The sequence below is a fragment of the Bradyrhizobium sp. LTSPM299 genome (assembly GCF_000938235.1).
Lineage (GTDB): Bacteria > Pseudomonadota > Alphaproteobacteria > Rhizobiales > Xanthobacteraceae > Bradyrhizobium.
In genome coordinates this window covers 1-16482 of the sequence record NZ_JYMU01000038.1, presented here as the reverse complement: position 1 = coordinate 16482, position 16482 = coordinate 1, and the positions used below count along the sequence as shown (strand labels likewise).

Below are 16482 nucleotides of genomic sequence, written 5' to 3'. Positions count from 1 at the left end.
TCGCGGATTGTTTCAGGCGGCCTCGAGCACTGCGGTCAGAATGCCGAGCCGGCCTTCTATGAGGTTTCGGCCCAAGTTCGCGGACAGCTGAGCGAAGTCCGGTCCCATCACCACGCCGAGATTTGGCGACGGCGGCGGCCCGGAGGCGCGCAACTGGGCGATCCAGGCCTTGGCCGCCTCCGAATCGTCTCGCCATACAAGCGCGTGAAAGCCAGCCGCTTCGATCGCCTCGCGCGTCGCCGCGGCGGTGAGAAGAAAGCTCGTCGCCGGCGTTCGCGCCCAGGGGACCGGATAGTGCGGCTCGCCGCCGTTCAATACGACGTCGTAGGTCGCAAATCTGCCGCCGGATTTCAGCACACGATGGATCTCGCGGTAGAGCCGCGCCCGGTCGGAGATGTTCATCGCCACATGCTGCAGCAATGCGACGTCGAAGCGGCCGTCGTCGAACGGAAGCTCCAGCGCACTCGCAGTCTGGAACGACACCTGCGCGCTCAGCCCCGTGCGCTCGGTCAGATAGCGCGCGGCATCCACAAAGGCATCGCTCAGGTCGACACCGGTCACCCGGCAGCCATACGCCGCAGCCAGAAAGCGCGCCGGTCCGCCGACGCCCGAGCCTACATCCAGAACCGAGTTGTCGGCAGTGATCCCGGCCAATTTGGCAAGCTCTGCGGTCGCCACGAGCCCCCGGGTGTGAAACTGGTCGAGGGCGCCCAATTGCTCGGGCGTGAGCCGCTGATCCTCCGGGCCGAGCGCCATGAGCGCCGCCTTCAGCCGCTCGGTCAGGCCAGTCGCGCGATAGTGGTCGCGCACGCTATCAAGGACATTGGTCATCGTAGGTTCCTCCCGGCTGTCGGCTGCTGATATACGCCCGCTTCCCGCGATCGACTATCCGCGATAATGTCATCGGGTTATGAAGCAGAACTTCACAGTCAGGCAGGGCGCGCTCGACGGCGTCGAGGCGTTCCTGAGCGTGGCCCAGCACCGCAGCTTTCGTAAAGCAGCCGCGGAACTCGGGGTAACGCCGTCGGCGATCAGCCAGGCGGTCCGCACACTTGAGGCGCGCGTCGGCGCAGCACTCTTCATCCGCACGACGCGCAGTGTCGGCCTCAGTGAAGCCGGCGAGCGGTTTCGCGCGCGCGCAAAGCCCGCTTTCGAAGAGCTTGTCGCGGCAAGCGCGGTCGCGCGTGACCTTGGACAGCGGCCAGCCGGACTGTTACGCCTTACGGTACCACGGTCGGTGGTGCCGATCCTGCTGGAGCCGCTGATCGCATCCTTCTGCCGGGCCTATCCCGAGGTCGAGGTCGAGATCTCCGCGAACGAGGAATTGGTCGACCTTGCGGCCGGAGGCTTCGATGCCGGCGTCCGGATGGGCCAGTTCATCGCCGCGGACATGGTTGCGCTCCCGCTCTCGCCACCCTTCCCCTTCGTGGTCGTCGGCAGTCCCGACTACCTGCGCCGGCGGGGAAAGCCCGAGCGTATCGACGATCTGCGCCAGCATGCCTGCTTGCGGATTCGCCGCACCGACGGGTCAATCGCACCCTGGTCCTTTGTCAGCGGCAACAAGCCGATCGAGGCGATCGTCTCGGGACCACTCGTCGCCCACGATTTTCCGACCATCGTTGGCGCGGCGGTGGAAGACATGGGGCTTGCGCAAGCGCCTCGGCCGATCGCGGCCGGGCTGGTGAAAGCCGGCAAGCTCGTGCAGGTCCTGGAGCCGTTCGCAGTGATGGCGCCGGGCGTGTTTCTCTACTATCCCAGCCGCCATCACATGACGCCGAAACTGCGCGCCTTCATCGATCACGTGAAGAGCCGCTCGGGCAAAGCCCGAAGTCAGAAAACGCGTTGATGCGGCCCGCCGACACTCACGCTCCCGCGATCAGCTCCTTCGCCAGCGCCATGTAGGCCGGCAGTGTCACCGGGTCGTTGGCGGCGTTGCCGGCTGACGGGTGCGAGGCATAGCGTGCGATCACCATCTCCGCCTTGGGATCGATATAGATGCCCTGGCCGTGAACGCCGCGCGCCATGTAGGCGCCGTGCGCATTGTGCGTCACCCACCACTGGTTCCGGTAGGAGGCACCGGGCAATGTGGTGTAGCCGGCCGGCTTGAATTTTTCGGGGTCGCCGCCGCGCGCGATGTCCTCGACCACCGACGCCGGCACGATCTGACGGCCGTTGAAGCGGCCGTGATTGCGCATCGTCTCGCCGAAGCGCGCCAGATCGCGCAAGGTCGTCGACAGGCCGCCGCCACCGCTCTCGGTCCCGATGCGGTCGACGTGATAATGCGCGTCCTCCTCGGCTCCCATCGGCGTCCAGATCCGTTCGGAGAGCAGATCCGACAGCGTCATGCCGCTGGCGCGCCGGCAGATCCAGGCCAGCACGTCGGTGTTGACGGTCTTGTAAGAAAAAGCCTTGCCGTGCTCGCCCTGCTTCTTCTGGGCACAGAGGAAATCGAAGATCGCGGTCGGGCCGTCATAGCCCGGCTCGATCGGCGCCATGCCGTTGGCGCGCCGCAGCCCCCACACGGCGGAATTTTTGTCGGTATAAACTTCCGTGTATTCGAGGCCGGTGGTCATATCCATGACCTCGTGCACGCGCGCGTCACCGAATGCGCTTGCCTTCAGCTCCGGCACATAGTCGGTCACAGGGGCCTGCGGATCGATCTTGCCTTCGGTGACGAGAATGCCGGCCAGCGTGCCGGTGAACGATTTCGTCACGGACATCGCGATATGCGGCTTGTGCGGCTTCAGCGCACCGTAATAGCGCTCGTAGATCAATTTGCCCCGATGCAGCACGGCGATGCCGTCAGTATATGTTTCCTCGAGCATGCGCGCGAACGTCATCGGACGTCCGTCCATCGCGATCGACGCCGATGCGCCGATATCGCGCTCCGCCCGTGGCAGCGCCGACGCCGGCCCTACCCCGCGCCAGACATTCACGGTCGGCACCAATTGCCGCACATTGCTCCAGGCCCAGCGCAACTCAGGGAAGCTACGAAACGACCCGTTCTGAAATGTGATGGTGCGGTCCGGCGGCGGCGGAAAGCCCTTCATCCAGCCAAGCGTTTGCGGATCGGTCTCAGCTGCGGTTGCGGGCGATTGGCTCGGGACGGCATCGGACATCAAGGCGGGCTCCAGAGGGGACGATGCGGAGGTCGTATCATGGGGCCGCAAGACGGACATCCCGCGTTTGCGCCGGGGTGCCCGTCGCCGCACGCGCTTGCCTATGCCCCTCGGTGTCATCGCCTGGCTCGATCGGGCGATGACAGCAGAACAGCTCAATAACGGACGACGATTTCAAGCCGACGCCATGCTCGCCTCTGACATCGTTATGCGGTTCTTCACGCTGGGACGCTCCTGCATTCTTGCGTACCAGGCTTGCAGAGCCTCGCACTCCGCCGGCACCGGCAGCTTCACGAGTCCCGCAAAGATCAAGCCGCCGATCACCGTGATGTCGGCCATCGAGAACACCTCACCGGCAACGAACGGCTGTCTTTGCAGAATGCCATCGAAGTAGTGCATGCCCCTGATGGCCTTGTCGCGCTGACGGAAGCCCCACTCGGCGTTCTGATAAATCTCGACGTCGGGTCCAAGCCCGGGCGTTGCATGGTGGAAATAAACACTGACGGCGTCGAGCAGCTCCAGCTCGGCGCGCTTGCTCATCATGTGGATCACGCCCTTCTCGCGCGGTGTCCTGCCGGTGAGTACGGGCGCGCCGTCGAGCGCATCAAGATATTCGGTGATGGCGGTGCATTCGCCGATGAACGTACCGTCGTCGAGTTCGAGCACCGGCAGCGTGCCTGAGTAGTTCTTGGCAAGGAACGCAGGCTTCTTGTGCTCGCCTTTATAGAGATTGACCGACACGAACTGGACGCGCGACTGCAGGCCCTTCTCGGCCAGAGCAATCCGGATGCGCGCCGGATATGGACCGGTGGCCCAGTCGTGAATCTTCATCTTATTGGCCTTTCTCTACCTATCACTTGGTAGACTTCATATAGGCCCTTCAAATTCACCCCGTCAACGCCTATCTATCACTTGGTAGGTAACGAGACGGTGAGGCTAAGAAATGAGTTCAAGCTCCAAGGAAGCCATCCTGGCGGCCGCCAAACGGACCGCGCAGGCGCATGGCTATAGCGGCCTGAATTTCCGCGATCTCGCCGACGAGGTCGGCATCAAGGCCGCGAGCATCTACCATCATTTCCCGAGCAAGGCCGATCTCGGCGCGGCCGTGGCGAGGCGCTATTGGGAGGACACGGCGGCTGATCTCGAGTCCCTGCTGGCCAAAACCCCGGATCCGGTCCGTTGCCTGCGCCAATATCCGGAGGTGTTTCGCAAAGCGCTCGCGAACGGCAATCGCATGTGCCTCTGCAGCTTCATGGCGGCCGAATATGACGACCTGCCGGACGCGGTGAAGCAGGAGGTCGAGACCTTTGCCGACGTCAACGTGGCGTGGCTGAGCAAGCTGCTATCGGCCGCGGCCGTGGTTTCCCCCCGGAAAAGCGAACAGCGGGCCCGCGCCATCTTCGCGGCGATCGCGGGCGCGCAGCTCATGGCGAGGAGCCACTCGGATATTTCGCTCTATGACACATTGATCGAGGGCTATCGCGCAGCAGGTCTGCTGCCGGCGTAGACCTTGAAATAGGCGCCGCAACAATCGGCGCCGGCCGTTCCTGCGGATCGCTGCCGCGCTTGGACGCCTAGTTCACCAGCCCCTGCTTTGCGATCCAGTCACTCACCAGCTTCGCGATATCATCAGAGTTGCGGTCCATCATCATCATGTGGGTGTTGCCCTTGATGCCCATCTTGGGCAGCTCGAATGTATCGACCTTGCCGCCGGCGGCGGTGATCGCCTGGCTCCATTTGGTGGGATTGACCACGAGTTTCGACCACACCGGGACCCGGTCGAGGAAATCGCCCCACACGATCAGATGCGGCACGTCCTTCAGCCTCGCCGCATCGGCCTTGGTCGGATCCGGCGCGCCCGATGGCTCGAGCGCGATCAGCGCCTTCACCTTGTCGGGCGCATTGAGCGCCGCCGTGAAGCCGAAATTGCCGCCCTGGCTGTGCACGATGATGATGCACGGGCAGATCTTCTGCACCAGCGCGTCATAGGCTTTTTGCGTGGCAGCGTCGTTGGTGGCCCAGCGCGGAATGCCCTGTTTGGCGAACTGGTCGAACGCCTCGATCGGGAATTGCTCACCCTCGAACGCCTCGCGCTTGCCGCCGACCTCGTAAGCAGGCCCGATCCGGAACAGCTCCCAGGCCTCCTTCTTGGGCCGGAAGAACGGCTCGCTCTTGAAAATCTCCGGATAGCGCGCCCAGGAGGCGCGGCCGCGCTCGACCGCGTCGGAGACGTAGACGTCATAGCCGGCATTGAGGAAGAATTGCTGCCAGCCAGGCTTGCCGTCGGGCTTGGTCTCCCAGGTGACTCCAGAGAGGCCGCCGCCATGCCACAGCAGCAGCGGCAGCTTCGACTTCGGGTTGGCCTGCTTGACGAACTGGACATACATCTGCTCGACCTCGAACTCGCCGTTCGGATCGACCTTGATCGGCGGCGCGCCGGGCGAGAACACGATCTCCTTCGAGGGCAGTCCGTTCAGCGTCTCGGTGTGTCCGCCGACATGAAAGCTGCCGACCTCCTTGACCAGATACTCAGCCGCGGCAGGCGTCGCCGCCGTGATCGTTGCGGCCAGTGCGATGGCGATCGTGCGCATGAAGTGCCCTCCCCGATATTGATTCTTCTTGTAAGCGGCATTGTTATGCCGCGCGCCGACGCAGTCAATTTTCGATGGGCTAGCGGCCAATTGACGACGGCATGATATCTGACTAAAGTCAGATATATGCTCGACCCTGTTTCCCGCGTCCGCCGCTTCAACCGTGCCGTGACCTCAGCCGTCGGCGCGCTCGACACCTCGTTTCTCGGGCGCGGCCGGCCGCTCGGGGCGGCGCGCGTGCTCAACGCGATCGGGCATGGACGCTCGGATGTGAGCGGCATCAGAGATTATCTCGGCCTCGATTCCGGCCTGATGAGCCGTCTGTTGCGCAGCCTCGAAGACGAAGGGTTGATCGAGACGACGGCGCACAAGGACGACGCGCGCCGTCGCACCATCAGGCTGACGCCAGCCGGCCGGCGCGAGTTTAACGCCTATGAAGCGATCTCCAATCGCCAGGCCGAGGATTTCCTCGCCCACCACCCGCAACGCGAGGCCTTGCTGGCGGCGATGGACATGATCGCGTCCGTGCTCCGGCACGACGGCACAGCCTTGCATGACACGGACCCGCGCAGCGACGAGGCGCGCTACTGCCTGTCTGCGTACTACGCCGAGCTCGCGCGACGCTTCAAACAGGGGTTTGACGTCAAGCTGTCGCGCGACCCCGACGCCAAGGACATGGTGCGCCCGCTCGGCACATTCATCGTGGCGATGTCGGACGGCCTGCCGCTCGGCTGCGTCGGGCTGAAAGGCAGCGGGGCTGAGCAGGCGGAGATCAAGCGGCTCTGGGTCGCGCCAGCCGCGCGTGGCCTCGGCCTCGGCCGGCGCCTGATGGACGCGGCCGAGCGCGCCGCGCGCGAACTCGGTATCGCGGTGTTGCGGCTCGACACCAACAGCGCGCTGGCGGAAGCAGGTCAACTCTACCGCAACAGCGGCTGGACCGAGATCCAGCGCTTCAACGACGACCCCTACCCTGATTTGTTTTTCGAAAAGCGGCTCTGAGTGGCGCGCTGCGCGTGTTGTCCGGCGCCATGCGCTGGCCTAAGACGATTCCCATGACCATCCGCCCGATCGTCCGCTATCCCGATCCAAGGCTCGCGCTCCCGGCGCAACCCGTGACCGTGTTCGACAACGCGCTGCGCGAGCTCGCGCGCGATTTGCTGGAGACCCTGCACGCCGCACCCGGCATTGGCATCACCGCGCCGCATATCGGCGTCTCCTTGCGGGTGGTGGTGCTCGACCTCGACCCCGTCGCTGGCGCGCGGACCTATGTCAATCCTGAAATCATCTGGACCTCGTCCGAGATGATCATGCATCAGGAGGGCAGCATCTCGATGCCCGGCGTCAACGACGACATCGAGCGACATGCGCGGGTCCGGATCAGCTATCACGACGTCGAGGGCAATGCTCGAACCGAAGAATCGAGCGGACTGCGCGCGGTCTGTCATCAACATGAGATCGATCAGCTGAACGGTATGTTCTGGATCAAGCGGCTGTCCCGGCTGAAACGCGAGCGGCTGGTCAAGAGGTTTGAGAAGCTGTCGCGGAGTTAGGATAAATCTCGGATTGAAGACAAAGTCATCACGGTCAATTTATCGCGCGCGCCATACGTCAATGATACTTGTAGTTGCGAATTATCCTACAGATGCTATCGTTTATAATGCAATTATAAGTTGTATCATTGGGGAATGACAAAATGGCTTGGGGCGCTCTCACAACACTCGTCAAAATGTTCGCGCCGAAGGCATTCCTGGATTCGCAGGAAGTGGTTTTTCCGGCCGCGACGACCGACTTCACGTCGCAGGTCGGATATCAGGTCTATAACGGGCAGTATCTTCCGCCGGGCTGGAAATGGACTGACATATCGACATTCGGCCCGAACGATTTCCTGTCGGTGCCTAGCACCGTCCCCAGCACGTTCCAGGGCGGCAATCTGGGTCACGCGACGGCCTATGTCCACGTTCAGGCCGTGCAGGGCCAGGCAGATCTGGTCGATATCCAGTATTGGCTTTTCTACAACTTCAACGGCACGGAGACGCTGCGGGCCGAACCGCTGCTCGGCTTCTCGGGCGAGATGGACCTGCCGCAGTCCAATCATTGGGGCGACTGGGAGTGCGTAACCATTCGGGTCAACAGCAACCTACAGGCGGTCGCGGTCTGCTTCTCGCAGCATTCCACCGAGCAGTGGTGCCTTCCGGGTGAGATGAGCTTCACCGGCACGCAGCCCAATGTGTATGTGTCGAGAGGGTCGCACGCGAACCGCCCCACTCCGGGCGGCCCGTTCTGGATCAGGGCCTTCGACTGGAAGCTGATCACGTTTGGCCCGGTCGACTACGCCGACGGCGGCGGCAAGGTGGTGGACTACTCGGCCTCGTTCGTCATCGTCGCCAACAATGCCACGCAATACTTTACGGACCAGCCGCCCGACCCGGGCTGGCTCAACTTCCTGGGCACATGGGGCCAGCCTTTGTCCACGACAGCAAGCGCTGGTCAGATCGTGGACGCCATCATATTGGTGGCAAAGACCGTGCCGGTCATGATTCCGTTCATACCGGCTCTCGTGATGATCGCGGCAATGCCGCTGACCGCCGGCGCCCTCGTCGCCGCTCTCTATCCGAGCACGAAGGACGCGCCGACCAATCCTCCCACCAAGGGCCTATGGCAGAACGCGCTGCCGCTCAACCCGCCGCTGTCGAGCAAGTTCGCGCCGGCGCTGGCGCCGTTCGAGCAGAACGACGAAGACAACCAGCTGTCGCTGGTCTACGTCGTCAACGCCAGCAGCGACCAGATTGTCGCTGTCTCCTCCGACGACGGGGAGGATTGGACCGCGGCCGCTTCGGTTCACAGCCAGACCGGCAGCGCGGCGCTGTGCCTGGCCCCATTCAATGGCGCCCTGTGCCTGGCGTTCATCTCCAACGACAGCGATCACCGGATCCTCACCTGCCAGTCGACGGACGGCCAGACCTGGACGGACGATTCGAATGCCGGCCAGACCAGCCCGGCCCGGCCCGCTCTGGCAGAATTCAACGGCAAATTGTGGCTGGCGTTCATCGCCAACGACCCGAGCGACAGGCTCCTGATCTGTTCGTCGCAGGACGGCAAGAGCTGGAGCGACGACAAGCAGGTGACCGGACAGACCACCATGACGGGCCCCGCGCTGGCCGCGTTCAACGCCAGCCTGTGGGTCGCGTTCATTGCCAACAACTCCAGCAATCAGGTGCTGGTGTGCTCATCGCGCGACGGCGAGACTTGGAGCAGCAATTCGCTCGTGTACAAAGTCGCCAGCGCGTATGCGCCGGCGCTGGCGGTCTTCAACAGCAAGCTCTGGCTGGCGTTCATCGACGGCGACAACGAGGTGCGGGTCACCTCCTCCACCGACGGTCTGTCCTGGCCCGCCAGTACGCAGTTCGCGGGCTTGACCAGCCAGGCGGCCCCGACCCTGACCGTGTTCAACGACACGCTGTGGCTGGGCTGCATCAACTCTTCGAACCAGATCACACTCAATTTCTCGTCGGACGGCGCGAAGTGGTCGGACGGGTCAGTGATATTCCCGCCGACGCCGACATAGACGCGCAGTCTGTAGGGCGGCTTAGCGAAGGTGGCCAGCGAGCCTGAGGCGCTGATCGGCTGGTTCGGCTCGCTTGGTTTCGACCTGGAGCGGATCGGGCTGGAAGCTGGCCCGCTGTCGCAATGGCTTTATGCGGCAATGCGGGAAGCGGGGTTGGCGGTGGAACTGCTGGAGACCCGCCACGTGCGTGATGCGTTCAAGGCGATGCCGGTGAAGTCGGACCGCAACGACGCGCGCGGGATCGCGCAACTGATACGGCTGGGCTGGTTCCGGCCGGTGCACTGCAAGTCGATGGATGCGCAGGAAGTACGCGCCGTCCTGACGGCTCGCAAGCTGATCCAGACCAAGCTTCTCGATGTCGAGAACAGCTTGCGCGGGATCTTGCGCGGCTTCGGGCTGAAGGTTGGCAAAACCACCGCACGCAGCTTTGCCGGACGAGTCCAGGAGCTGGTAGATGGCCATCCGAATCTGGAGGCGATCGGAGAGGCGCTGCTCTCGGTGCGTGCCATCCTGCAACGCGAGTTCAATGCCTTTGAGAGGCGAGTGCGTGCGATGGCGCGTTTGAATGCAAGAACCAGGCTGCTGATGTCGACCCCGGCGGTGGGTCCATCGTGGCGCTCACCTATGCTGCAGCGATCGACGATCCGGCGCGGTTCAAATCGTCCAAACAGGCAGGGTCGCACTTTGGGCTGACACCGAAGAAGCATCAATCTGGAGAAACCGACCGCTCCGGGCGGATTAGCAAGATCGGTGACGCATCGGTGCGCGAGGCGCTCTACCAGGCCGCTCACGTCATGCTGACCAAGCCGACCAAGGGCTGCTCGGAACTCAAAGGCTGGGCTATGCGGATCGCCAAGCGAGCCGGCATGAACAAGGCGAAGGTCGCACTGGCGCGCAAACTCGCGGTGATCCTGCACCGCATGCTCGCCAACGGAACACCATTCAACCCCGCTGCTGCTGCAGCTTAACAGGGAGACGAAACAGGTCTTCGGGCGGGTCACGACACCAGCCTTCCCGAAGCGAAGTCCCTTCGCCGGGACGATGGATCGGGTCAGGCCGTCATGCGGGATGTCGACACATCCAAGATGTGATCACGCTTTCGTAGATTGGCCGGCCCATCCTCCACGAACTCCATCAGGCGACGGCCTTGCGCCGATCCCGTACAGAAGTAAGTCCCCGGCGAGTGGATAACGCAAAAAGGGATTGACTCATCGAGGCCCGTTACAGAAGCCCGCATGAGCAGCGCGACCGCCAAAATATCGAAAACAACCCCATGCAAAGTAGCCGGCGGCGCCGGCGTTCGACACGGCCACTTGACACGTCGGGCAACTCAGCGGTATTCTTCCATTATTCCGAAATCGTGCAAGCACCCTCGCCCCGGGCGATTACGGCAAGCGTCGCCGGCGCCCTGTCGCGCATCAGTCGCGCGATACGGACAGCCCGGCGAGAAGCGGCGCGTACGTGGCGAGCCTGCGGGATACGAACTCGGTGAAGAGCCGCACGCGCTTCGTCTTGCGGGTCTCGCCCTGCGTGAGAAGCCAGAGCGTTCCGTACATGTGCAGGTTTGTACCCGGCACCCTCACCAGCAGCGGGTCGGCATCTCCGACGAAGCACGGCAGTGTCGTGATCCCGAGCCCTTGCCGTACTGCAGCGATCTGCGCCTCGGCGTCCGTGGTCCTGAATGGAACCCCCGTGGTGCGAACCTCACCCTCGCTGGCCCAGTCCGGGATTCCATGAATGCTGATGACGATCCACCGGATGGGATCAGGCGCGCCCGCACGCCACGCGGCTAGTCGATCGCGGGACATGTAGACGCCTCCGAACAACTCCGGTCCCTTCAGGCCGTGAAGATTGAGCGGCAGGGTTTTGCGGTCGTAGACGACGCGGATCGCGACGTCGGCCTCTCGGTTGGTCAGATTTGCCAGCTCGCCAAACGACAGGATTTCCATCTCGATGTCCGGATGCAGACGCGCGAAATCGGCGAAGTCCGGCATCAGCAGGTGTGTCACGAGGGGCGGCGCCAGCGTCACCCGCAGAAGCCCGCGCACGCTCTGGTCGCGGCCGAAGACGCGCGTCTCCAGCAGGTGCGACGACGCTTCCATCTGGTCCGCGAACTCGAGGATCTCCTCGCCCGCAGCCGTCAGGCGGTAGCCCGAGGGCAGCTTTTCGAACATGTGCACCCCGAGGCGTTCCTCGAGCTGGGCGATGCGTCGCAGCACGGTCGAGTGGTTCACGCCGAGGCGCTCGGCGGCAGCCCGTACCGAGCCTCCGCGCGCGACGGCAAGAAAGTAGCGAACGTCATCCCAGTCGATCATGGTGCAATCCGGCACCACGCGGTGCGCCTCCAAAGCCCGAATCTAGCACATCGAACAGCGGTACAGGCGGTCATCATAGCCTATGTCGACGAGCGCGGCCCAATCCTGAATGGCGGCCCCCCATCGTCGCGACTGGCATCAGTCGTCCAGCCGGATCGATTTCGCACCACCGATGTGCGCGCTTCCGCACTCAACGCCTGACGCCGGCGGCCCCATTTCCAGGTTGTCGGGGACCTCCCCGGACGAGCCAAAGACGAAGTCTGAAAAGGAAAAGTCATGGGAAAGCTAGACGGTAAGATTGCAGTCATCACGGGTGGATCGAGCGGCATGGCGCTGGCGAGCGCCAGGCGGTTTGTTGAAGAAGGCGCCTACGTCTTCATCACGGGCCGGAGGCAGGAGGCGCTCGACGAGGCCGTCAGGCTGATTGGCCGGAACGTGACCGGCGTGCGCGGCGACGCGGCCAATCTTGACGACCTCGACCGTCTGTTCGACACGGTCAAGCGGGAAAAGGGCAGGATCGACGTCCTGTACGCGAGCGCCGGCATCGGCGAAGCCGTCCCACTCGGCGAGATTACCGAGCAGCATTTCGATGCGACATTCGGCCTGAATACGCGCGGCACGCTGTTTACGGTCCAGAAGGCGTTGCCGCTGTTCAACGACGGCGGATCGATCTTCATGACCGGGTCAGTTGCTTCGATCAAAGGTTTTCCTGGTTACAGCGTGTATGCGGCGAGCAAGGCGGCGCTGCACGCATTCGCACGCGGGTGGCTCAACGAACTCAAGGGCAGGAATATCCGGGTGAACGTGCTGCACCCAGGGCCGATCGCCACACCGATGCAGGACCAGGTTCTCACCGAGGAAGCGAAGCAGATGTTCGAATCCCTGATCCCGCGGGGAAAGATGGGTCGTCCCGAGGAAGTTGCGGCAGCCGCGCTGTTTCTCGCTTCAGACGATTCGAGCTTCGTGAACGGGGTGGAGTTGTCCGTCGACGGCGGATTCTCGGCCATCTGAAAGCGCCGAGCGAAAACGGAGCGATACGATGAGCACCGAAGAGAATGTCAAGCTTGTGAAGAATTTCTTTGCAGCCATGGGCGGCAGCAACGCGCGCGATCTGCTGGCGTTGGCTGCCGAAGATATCGAGTGGATCATTCCGGGCGAAGGCTGGCCGCTGGCAGGCACGCACCGCGGGCACGCGGAGTTGGCGGCTGTGCTCAAGAAGGCGTCCGAAGAGGTCGAAACGCAATACCCGAAGCCCCCCGAATTCGTGGCGCAGGGAGACCGGGTTATGGTCGTCGGCGTCGCAACGGGAAAAATCAAAGCCACGAATAGGCCGTTCAAGGACGAGTGGGTCTTCGACATAACCGTTCGAGACGGCAAAGTCACCCGCATCCAGGAGTACATCGACACTCAAGAACTGGCGCGGGCCTCGCAGATCGACGCAAGGACCTAGTCAAGTTCGACGTGTGCATCGTGGTGGCATGACACGATGTTGTGCCGACCATCATCCATTTCCTGAAAAGGCTCCCACCTATGACTTCCGCTTTAAATGATCAGTCGCTTGATCAGATCTTTCGCTCCGCTCGCACCCCCAACGGATGGGCAGATCGTCCTGTAGAGGACGATCTGGTACGCGAGATCTATGACCTCCTGAAATGGGGCCCGACATCTGCGAACAGCAGCCCCGCGCGGTTTGTCTGGGTGCGTAGCCCCGATGGAAAGGCACGGCTCGCCGGGCTTGCTGCGGAACCGAATAAGCCGAAGATTCTGAAGGCTCCTGTCACGGTCATTATCGGCCACGATTTGGATTTCGCTGGCGAACTGCCAAAGCTTTTGCCTCACGCTGCCGAGGTCATGCAGAGATACTTTGCGGCACCAGACGTGGCCGAGGTGACAGCAATGCGAAACGGAACGCTACAGGGCGCTTACCTCATCGTCGCTGCCCGGGCGTTGGGACTGGACTGCGGGCCCATGTCCGGCTTCGACAACGCCGGCGTGGATAAGGCGTTCTTCTCAGGCACGCGGGTTCGGTCGAACTTCATCTGCAGCATTGGGCACGGCGATCCGGCTTCCGTTTTCCCGCGCAATCCTCGCCTTAGTTTTGAGGAGGCCGGCCGCTGGGCCTAAGTCCAGGCTTCGGAGCGAACAGTGAAAGCGCCAGCCGTCTGCGCCACCGGTTCGGGTCGAAGGTGAATGACCCGTGGATCGCCGCCTCGAACCCCGTGCGCTCGTCGAATGCCCAACCGCAAAGGAAATCCCGATGTACGATCAATCCAAGCTATCCGAGTTGATCCGGTTCGCACGCGTAGATGCGGGCTCCACCATCATCGACGTTTACCCAGGCGACGGCGACTGGACCCGCCTCTTCTCCGACGTCGTGGGACCCGAAGGACGTGTCTACAGCTTCGTGCCGGCCGAAGTCGCTCACTTCAAGAACGATCCGGTCGGCCGCATGCGGACGCTCGCGAATGAGCCGGGCCGAAAGAACGTCGACGCCGTTTCGGCGGACCTCGTCGCGATGCCGGTGGCCACGCAATCAGCGGATGTCCTTTGGCTGCACTTGTTCTACCACGATCTCCACACCGCGCTGATCCAGGCCAGGGGCGCGACGGCGGCCCAGTTCAATCGAGCCGTCTACGAGCGGCTCAAGCCCGGTGGGTTCTACGTCATCGTAGACCACGCCGCCGCCGCAGGCGTGGGCACGAGCGACGCCCCGTCGCTGCATCGGATTGAGCCTGCATCCGTTCGCGAGGAAGTGGAGGCAGCCGGCTTCGTACTGGACGCGGAAAGCACCATGCTCGCGAACAAGGACGATCCGCACTCGATCAAGGTATTCGATCCCTCGATCAAGGGCGAGACCGATCGCTTCGCCTATCGGTTCGTGAAGCCCTAACAGGTGCCGGTGCCAACTTCATGAATTACAATGCGCTGCACTTAACTAGCTTCCACCGCTGCGCGGCTTATTAATTGCTATTCAGTGCACCGTAATTGCCTGTGATTGGTCGGAAGGTGAAGCTTATCTGGCTGGCCGAGAGGACCGAGTTCCAACCAGATAGCCGCGTCGGAGAGCCTCGCGATCGTAAGCGCCGCAAGTTGCTTCGGCGATGTCTGGTCGAACCGGAACCAGCCCTCAGTTCGCTTTCGGCGTGAGGGGTGAACATCCCATGCCCCGGCTGAAGCATTCTAATTCCACCCCGTAGCCGCCGTTTCTACGACCCCTGCTCCCACTCGATTGTTCAAATCACGCACAGCATATTGAAATTCCTCCGAAATTTTTCCTGCGGCCGAACATATTCCAACGATGGGTTCCGCCAAAAAGTTACGCTTTTGATTTTAAAGGGAAAATCATCGCAAAAATATTTTTGTGGTTTCGCTAGCTATCGGCATCATTCGGTCGATTGTAGCACTTCGAAGCGGCCGGCGCCGTGTTCGATCTCCGTCTGCAAAGTACCGTCACCAAACGATTCCAATCAGAACAACGCGACACAATGTCCGGTTTGAATCTGCACTTCGCCGGATAGCTGACATGTGTCAAGCCGCGCTCACGAACTTCGAATTACGAGTATCCACCGCGATAGCGCCGTCGAGCCGAAAGGTCGTACGGATTGCGTTCTCGGTCAACCGAATGTCCGCTGTGCGCCAAGAGCTGCCCTCCCCGGCAAGTCGCCTTTTGGCCCTTGTCTGGTATGGCAGATTATCCTGCCCGTGTCGGTAATGTGCTTTAGAGTGGACATGCATCTCGCCGCACGAGCACCAGCTCGTCTCCAACAAGGCTTGGTCGCTCTATCCCATCAGAGATGCCTGAACGCCGGGGCCTATCGCGCCATCAGCGGTGGATGTGATGAAGAGGGCTTCCCCGAAACCGTATTTCTAATGACTCTTCGTGGCTAAGCCTGCAAATTGCGCGGCTCACTTGCTGTTGACGCCAGCGATCGGATTTTTAACACCCTGCATGCATGCGGGTCGTCTAAAATTCTATCTTCCAATTGCCTTGCCCGCTCAATCGCTTTTCGCCTCCGCACAACAGCAAGCCTGCTCCACTGGATGCCACGCATCGTTGCAGCGACCTCTTCAGATAGTAAGGCTAGTCATTCTCGTGCAGGCACCTTTCGAACCTGCGTTAGCTTTTCAGACGATCGGAGACGTACTTTGTCCAACTCACCGACCAGAAGGACGCAGATGACCTATTGGCAACCTTATCGGCTTGCCGGCATTGAGCCCGGCCCCCAACCGCACATCGGGTCATCCAAATCACCGGTCTGCCGCCAGAAGCGGACTGAAGTTAGGTCAAAAATGAAAGAGGCCGCCAACTGAGGCGACCTCCAATTCGCGAGCAACTCAGAAAGGCGGCTGCCCCGGTCCCGACCCCGGACCAAACGGGCCGCGCTGATTGCCTGGGCCCTGCAAGCCGCCAAAGATCAGGCCGCCGACCCACAGGACGGCGTCTTTGATGGCGCCGCCGATGGCACGGAATGCGTCACCGAGCCAGTTGCCGCCGACGACCATTTCAAGTTCCGAATCATTCAGTTCGATGATTTCCGATTTGGCATGTTCCAAGTTCAGCATTGTGATCGCTCCTATCCAGGTTATGTATGCGAAGATGTTGAAACGTGTGGTTCTCAGCGGTGAAAAATGCCACCAGGCAGCCATGGGTTCGGCCCGGCAGGCTGATGGGTGGTGATCTTTCCATCAACAATCCAAGGGCCGATGCAACCTCCATCATTGATGAAGCCACCGAACACGGCGTCCAACTCACGGTCGTCCAGCTCTTTACGCTCTCGATTGCTGCGCTCAGTCATTTGGGTCTCCCGCTGTCGAGGAAGGGATTATTCCCTCCCATCTGGTGTCGCAGGAATATCGCGGCCGGTTTGTTTAGACTGTGATGCGAGTCACAG

At 62.1% G+C, this 16482-nt stretch carries 16 protein-coding genes and 1 pseudogene; 10 read left to right on the top strand and 7 right to left on the bottom strand.

Translation table 11 applies throughout. The annotated features are described in order from the left end of the window. Window positions 1-12: 12 nt before the first annotated feature. Entirely contained in the window at window positions 13-831 is an 819-nt protein-coding gene (locus UP10_RS19640) for a class I SAM-dependent methyltransferase (RefSeq protein WP_044588943.1), read from the bottom strand. Window positions 832-910: 79 nt separating this feature from the next. Here UP10_RS19640 and UP10_RS19635 point away from each other — a divergent pair, with 79 nt between their 5' ends. Then, window positions 911-1846 (top strand): LysR family transcriptional regulator, encoded by a 936-nt coding sequence (locus UP10_RS19635; protein ID WP_044588942.1) that lies wholly within the window; start codon window positions 911-913, stop codon window positions 1844-1846. Window positions 1847-1862: 16 nt separating this feature from the next. Here UP10_RS19635 and UP10_RS19630 read toward each other — a convergent pair whose 3' ends face one another. Further along, window positions 1863-3119 (bottom strand): serine hydrolase domain-containing protein, encoded by a 1257-nt coding sequence (locus tag UP10_RS19630; protein ID WP_044588941.1) that lies wholly within the window; start codon window positions 3117-3119, stop codon window positions 1863-1865. Window positions 3120-3293: 174 nt separating this feature from the next. Beyond that, the gene (locus UP10_RS19625) at window positions 3294-3950 is read right to left on the bottom strand and encodes a glutathione S-transferase (RefSeq protein ID WP_044588940.1); all 657 of its coding nucleotides are present in this window, start codon (window positions 3948-3950) and stop codon (window positions 3294-3296) included. Between the two features lie 112 nt (window positions 3951-4062). Between UP10_RS19625 and UP10_RS19620 the strand changes: the two genes are divergently transcribed. Beyond that, on the top strand, window positions 4063-4626 hold the full coding sequence (locus UP10_RS19620) for a TetR/AcrR family transcriptional regulator (protein WP_044588939.1): 564 nt from the start codon (window positions 4063-4065) through the stop codon (window positions 4624-4626). 67 nt (window positions 4627-4693) lie between these two features. Here the strand turns inward: UP10_RS19620 and UP10_RS19615 are convergent, their stop codons facing one another. Next, on the bottom strand, window positions 4694-5710 hold the full coding sequence (locus UP10_RS19615) for an alpha/beta hydrolase (protein WP_050043744.1): 1017 nt from the start codon (window positions 5708-5710) through the stop codon (window positions 4694-4696). Between the two features lie 126 nt (window positions 5711-5836). Between UP10_RS19615 and UP10_RS19610 the strand changes: the two genes are divergently transcribed. The 4 genes and pseudogenes from UP10_RS19610 to UP10_RS19595 form a co-directional block, all read left to right on the top strand. Then, a complete protein-coding gene (locus tag UP10_RS19610) occupies window positions 5837-6709 on the top strand; it encodes a bifunctional helix-turn-helix transcriptional regulator/GNAT family N-acetyltransferase (RefSeq protein WP_044588938.1) in 873 nt (290 codons plus the stop codon). Window positions 6710-6762: 53 nt separating this feature from the next. Next, window positions 6763-7260 (top strand): peptide deformylase, encoded by a 498-nt coding sequence (locus UP10_RS19605; RefSeq protein WP_044588937.1) that lies wholly within the window; start codon window positions 6763-6765, stop codon window positions 7258-7260. 176 nt (window positions 7261-7436) lie between these two features. Continuing rightward, window positions 7437-9275 (top strand): Vps62-related protein, encoded by a 1839-nt coding sequence (locus tag UP10_RS19600; protein ID WP_044588936.1) that lies wholly within the window; start codon window positions 7437-7439, stop codon window positions 9273-9275. A 24-nt stretch (window positions 9276-9299) separates the two neighbouring features. Next, a pseudogene (locus UP10_RS19595) lies at window positions 9300-10243 on the top strand (IS110 family RNA-guided transposase); the annotation flags it as partial. A 450-nt stretch (window positions 10244-10693) separates the two neighbouring features. Here the strand turns inward: UP10_RS19595 and UP10_RS19590 are convergent. Further along, the gene (locus UP10_RS19590) at window positions 10694-11590 is read right to left on the bottom strand and encodes a LysR family transcriptional regulator (protein ID WP_044589010.1); all 897 of its coding nucleotides are present in this window, start codon (window positions 11588-11590) and stop codon (window positions 10694-10696) included. Window positions 11591-11866: 276 nt separating this feature from the next. Here UP10_RS19590 and UP10_RS19585 point away from each other — a divergent pair, with 276 nt between their 5' ends. The 4 genes from UP10_RS19585 to UP10_RS19570 all read left to right on the top strand — a co-directional run bounded on the left by UP10_RS19585 (window position 11867) and on the right by UP10_RS19570 (window position 14480). Further along, window positions 11867-12601: an SDR family NAD(P)-dependent oxidoreductase gene (locus UP10_RS19585; RefSeq protein WP_044588935.1), complete on the top strand. Its 735-nt coding sequence runs from the start codon at window positions 11867-11869 to the stop codon at window positions 12599-12601. A gap of 28 nt (window positions 12602-12629) precedes the next feature. Then, entirely contained in the window at window positions 12630-13040 is a 411-nt protein-coding gene (locus tag UP10_RS19580; protein WP_044588934.1) for a nuclear transport factor 2 family protein, read from the top strand. Between the two features lie 80 nt (window positions 13041-13120). Then, window positions 13121-13714, top strand: a complete 594-nt coding sequence (locus tag UP10_RS19575; protein ID WP_044588933.1) for a malonic semialdehyde reductase — start codon at window positions 13121-13123, stop codon at window positions 13712-13714. Between the two features lie 133 nt (window positions 13715-13847). Next, on the top strand, window positions 13848-14480 hold the full coding sequence (locus UP10_RS19570; protein ID WP_044589009.1) for a class I SAM-dependent methyltransferase: 633 nt from the start codon (window positions 13848-13850) through the stop codon (window positions 14478-14480). A gap of 1445 nt (window positions 14481-15925) precedes the next feature. Here the strand turns inward: UP10_RS19570 and UP10_RS19565 are convergent. Together UP10_RS19565 and UP10_RS44440 are read right to left on the bottom strand one after the other, a co-directional pair. Then, window positions 15926-16153 carry a hypothetical protein gene (locus UP10_RS19565; RefSeq protein ID WP_044588932.1) on the bottom strand — a complete coding sequence of 76 codons (228 nt, stop codon included), beginning with the start codon at window positions 16151-16153 and terminating at the stop codon, window positions 15926-15928. Between the two features lie 53 nt (window positions 16154-16206). Further along, a complete protein-coding gene (locus UP10_RS44440) occupies window positions 16207-16386 on the bottom strand; it encodes a hypothetical protein (RefSeq protein WP_156180165.1) in 180 nt (59 codons plus the stop codon). Window positions 16387-16482 lie beyond the last annotated feature (96 nt).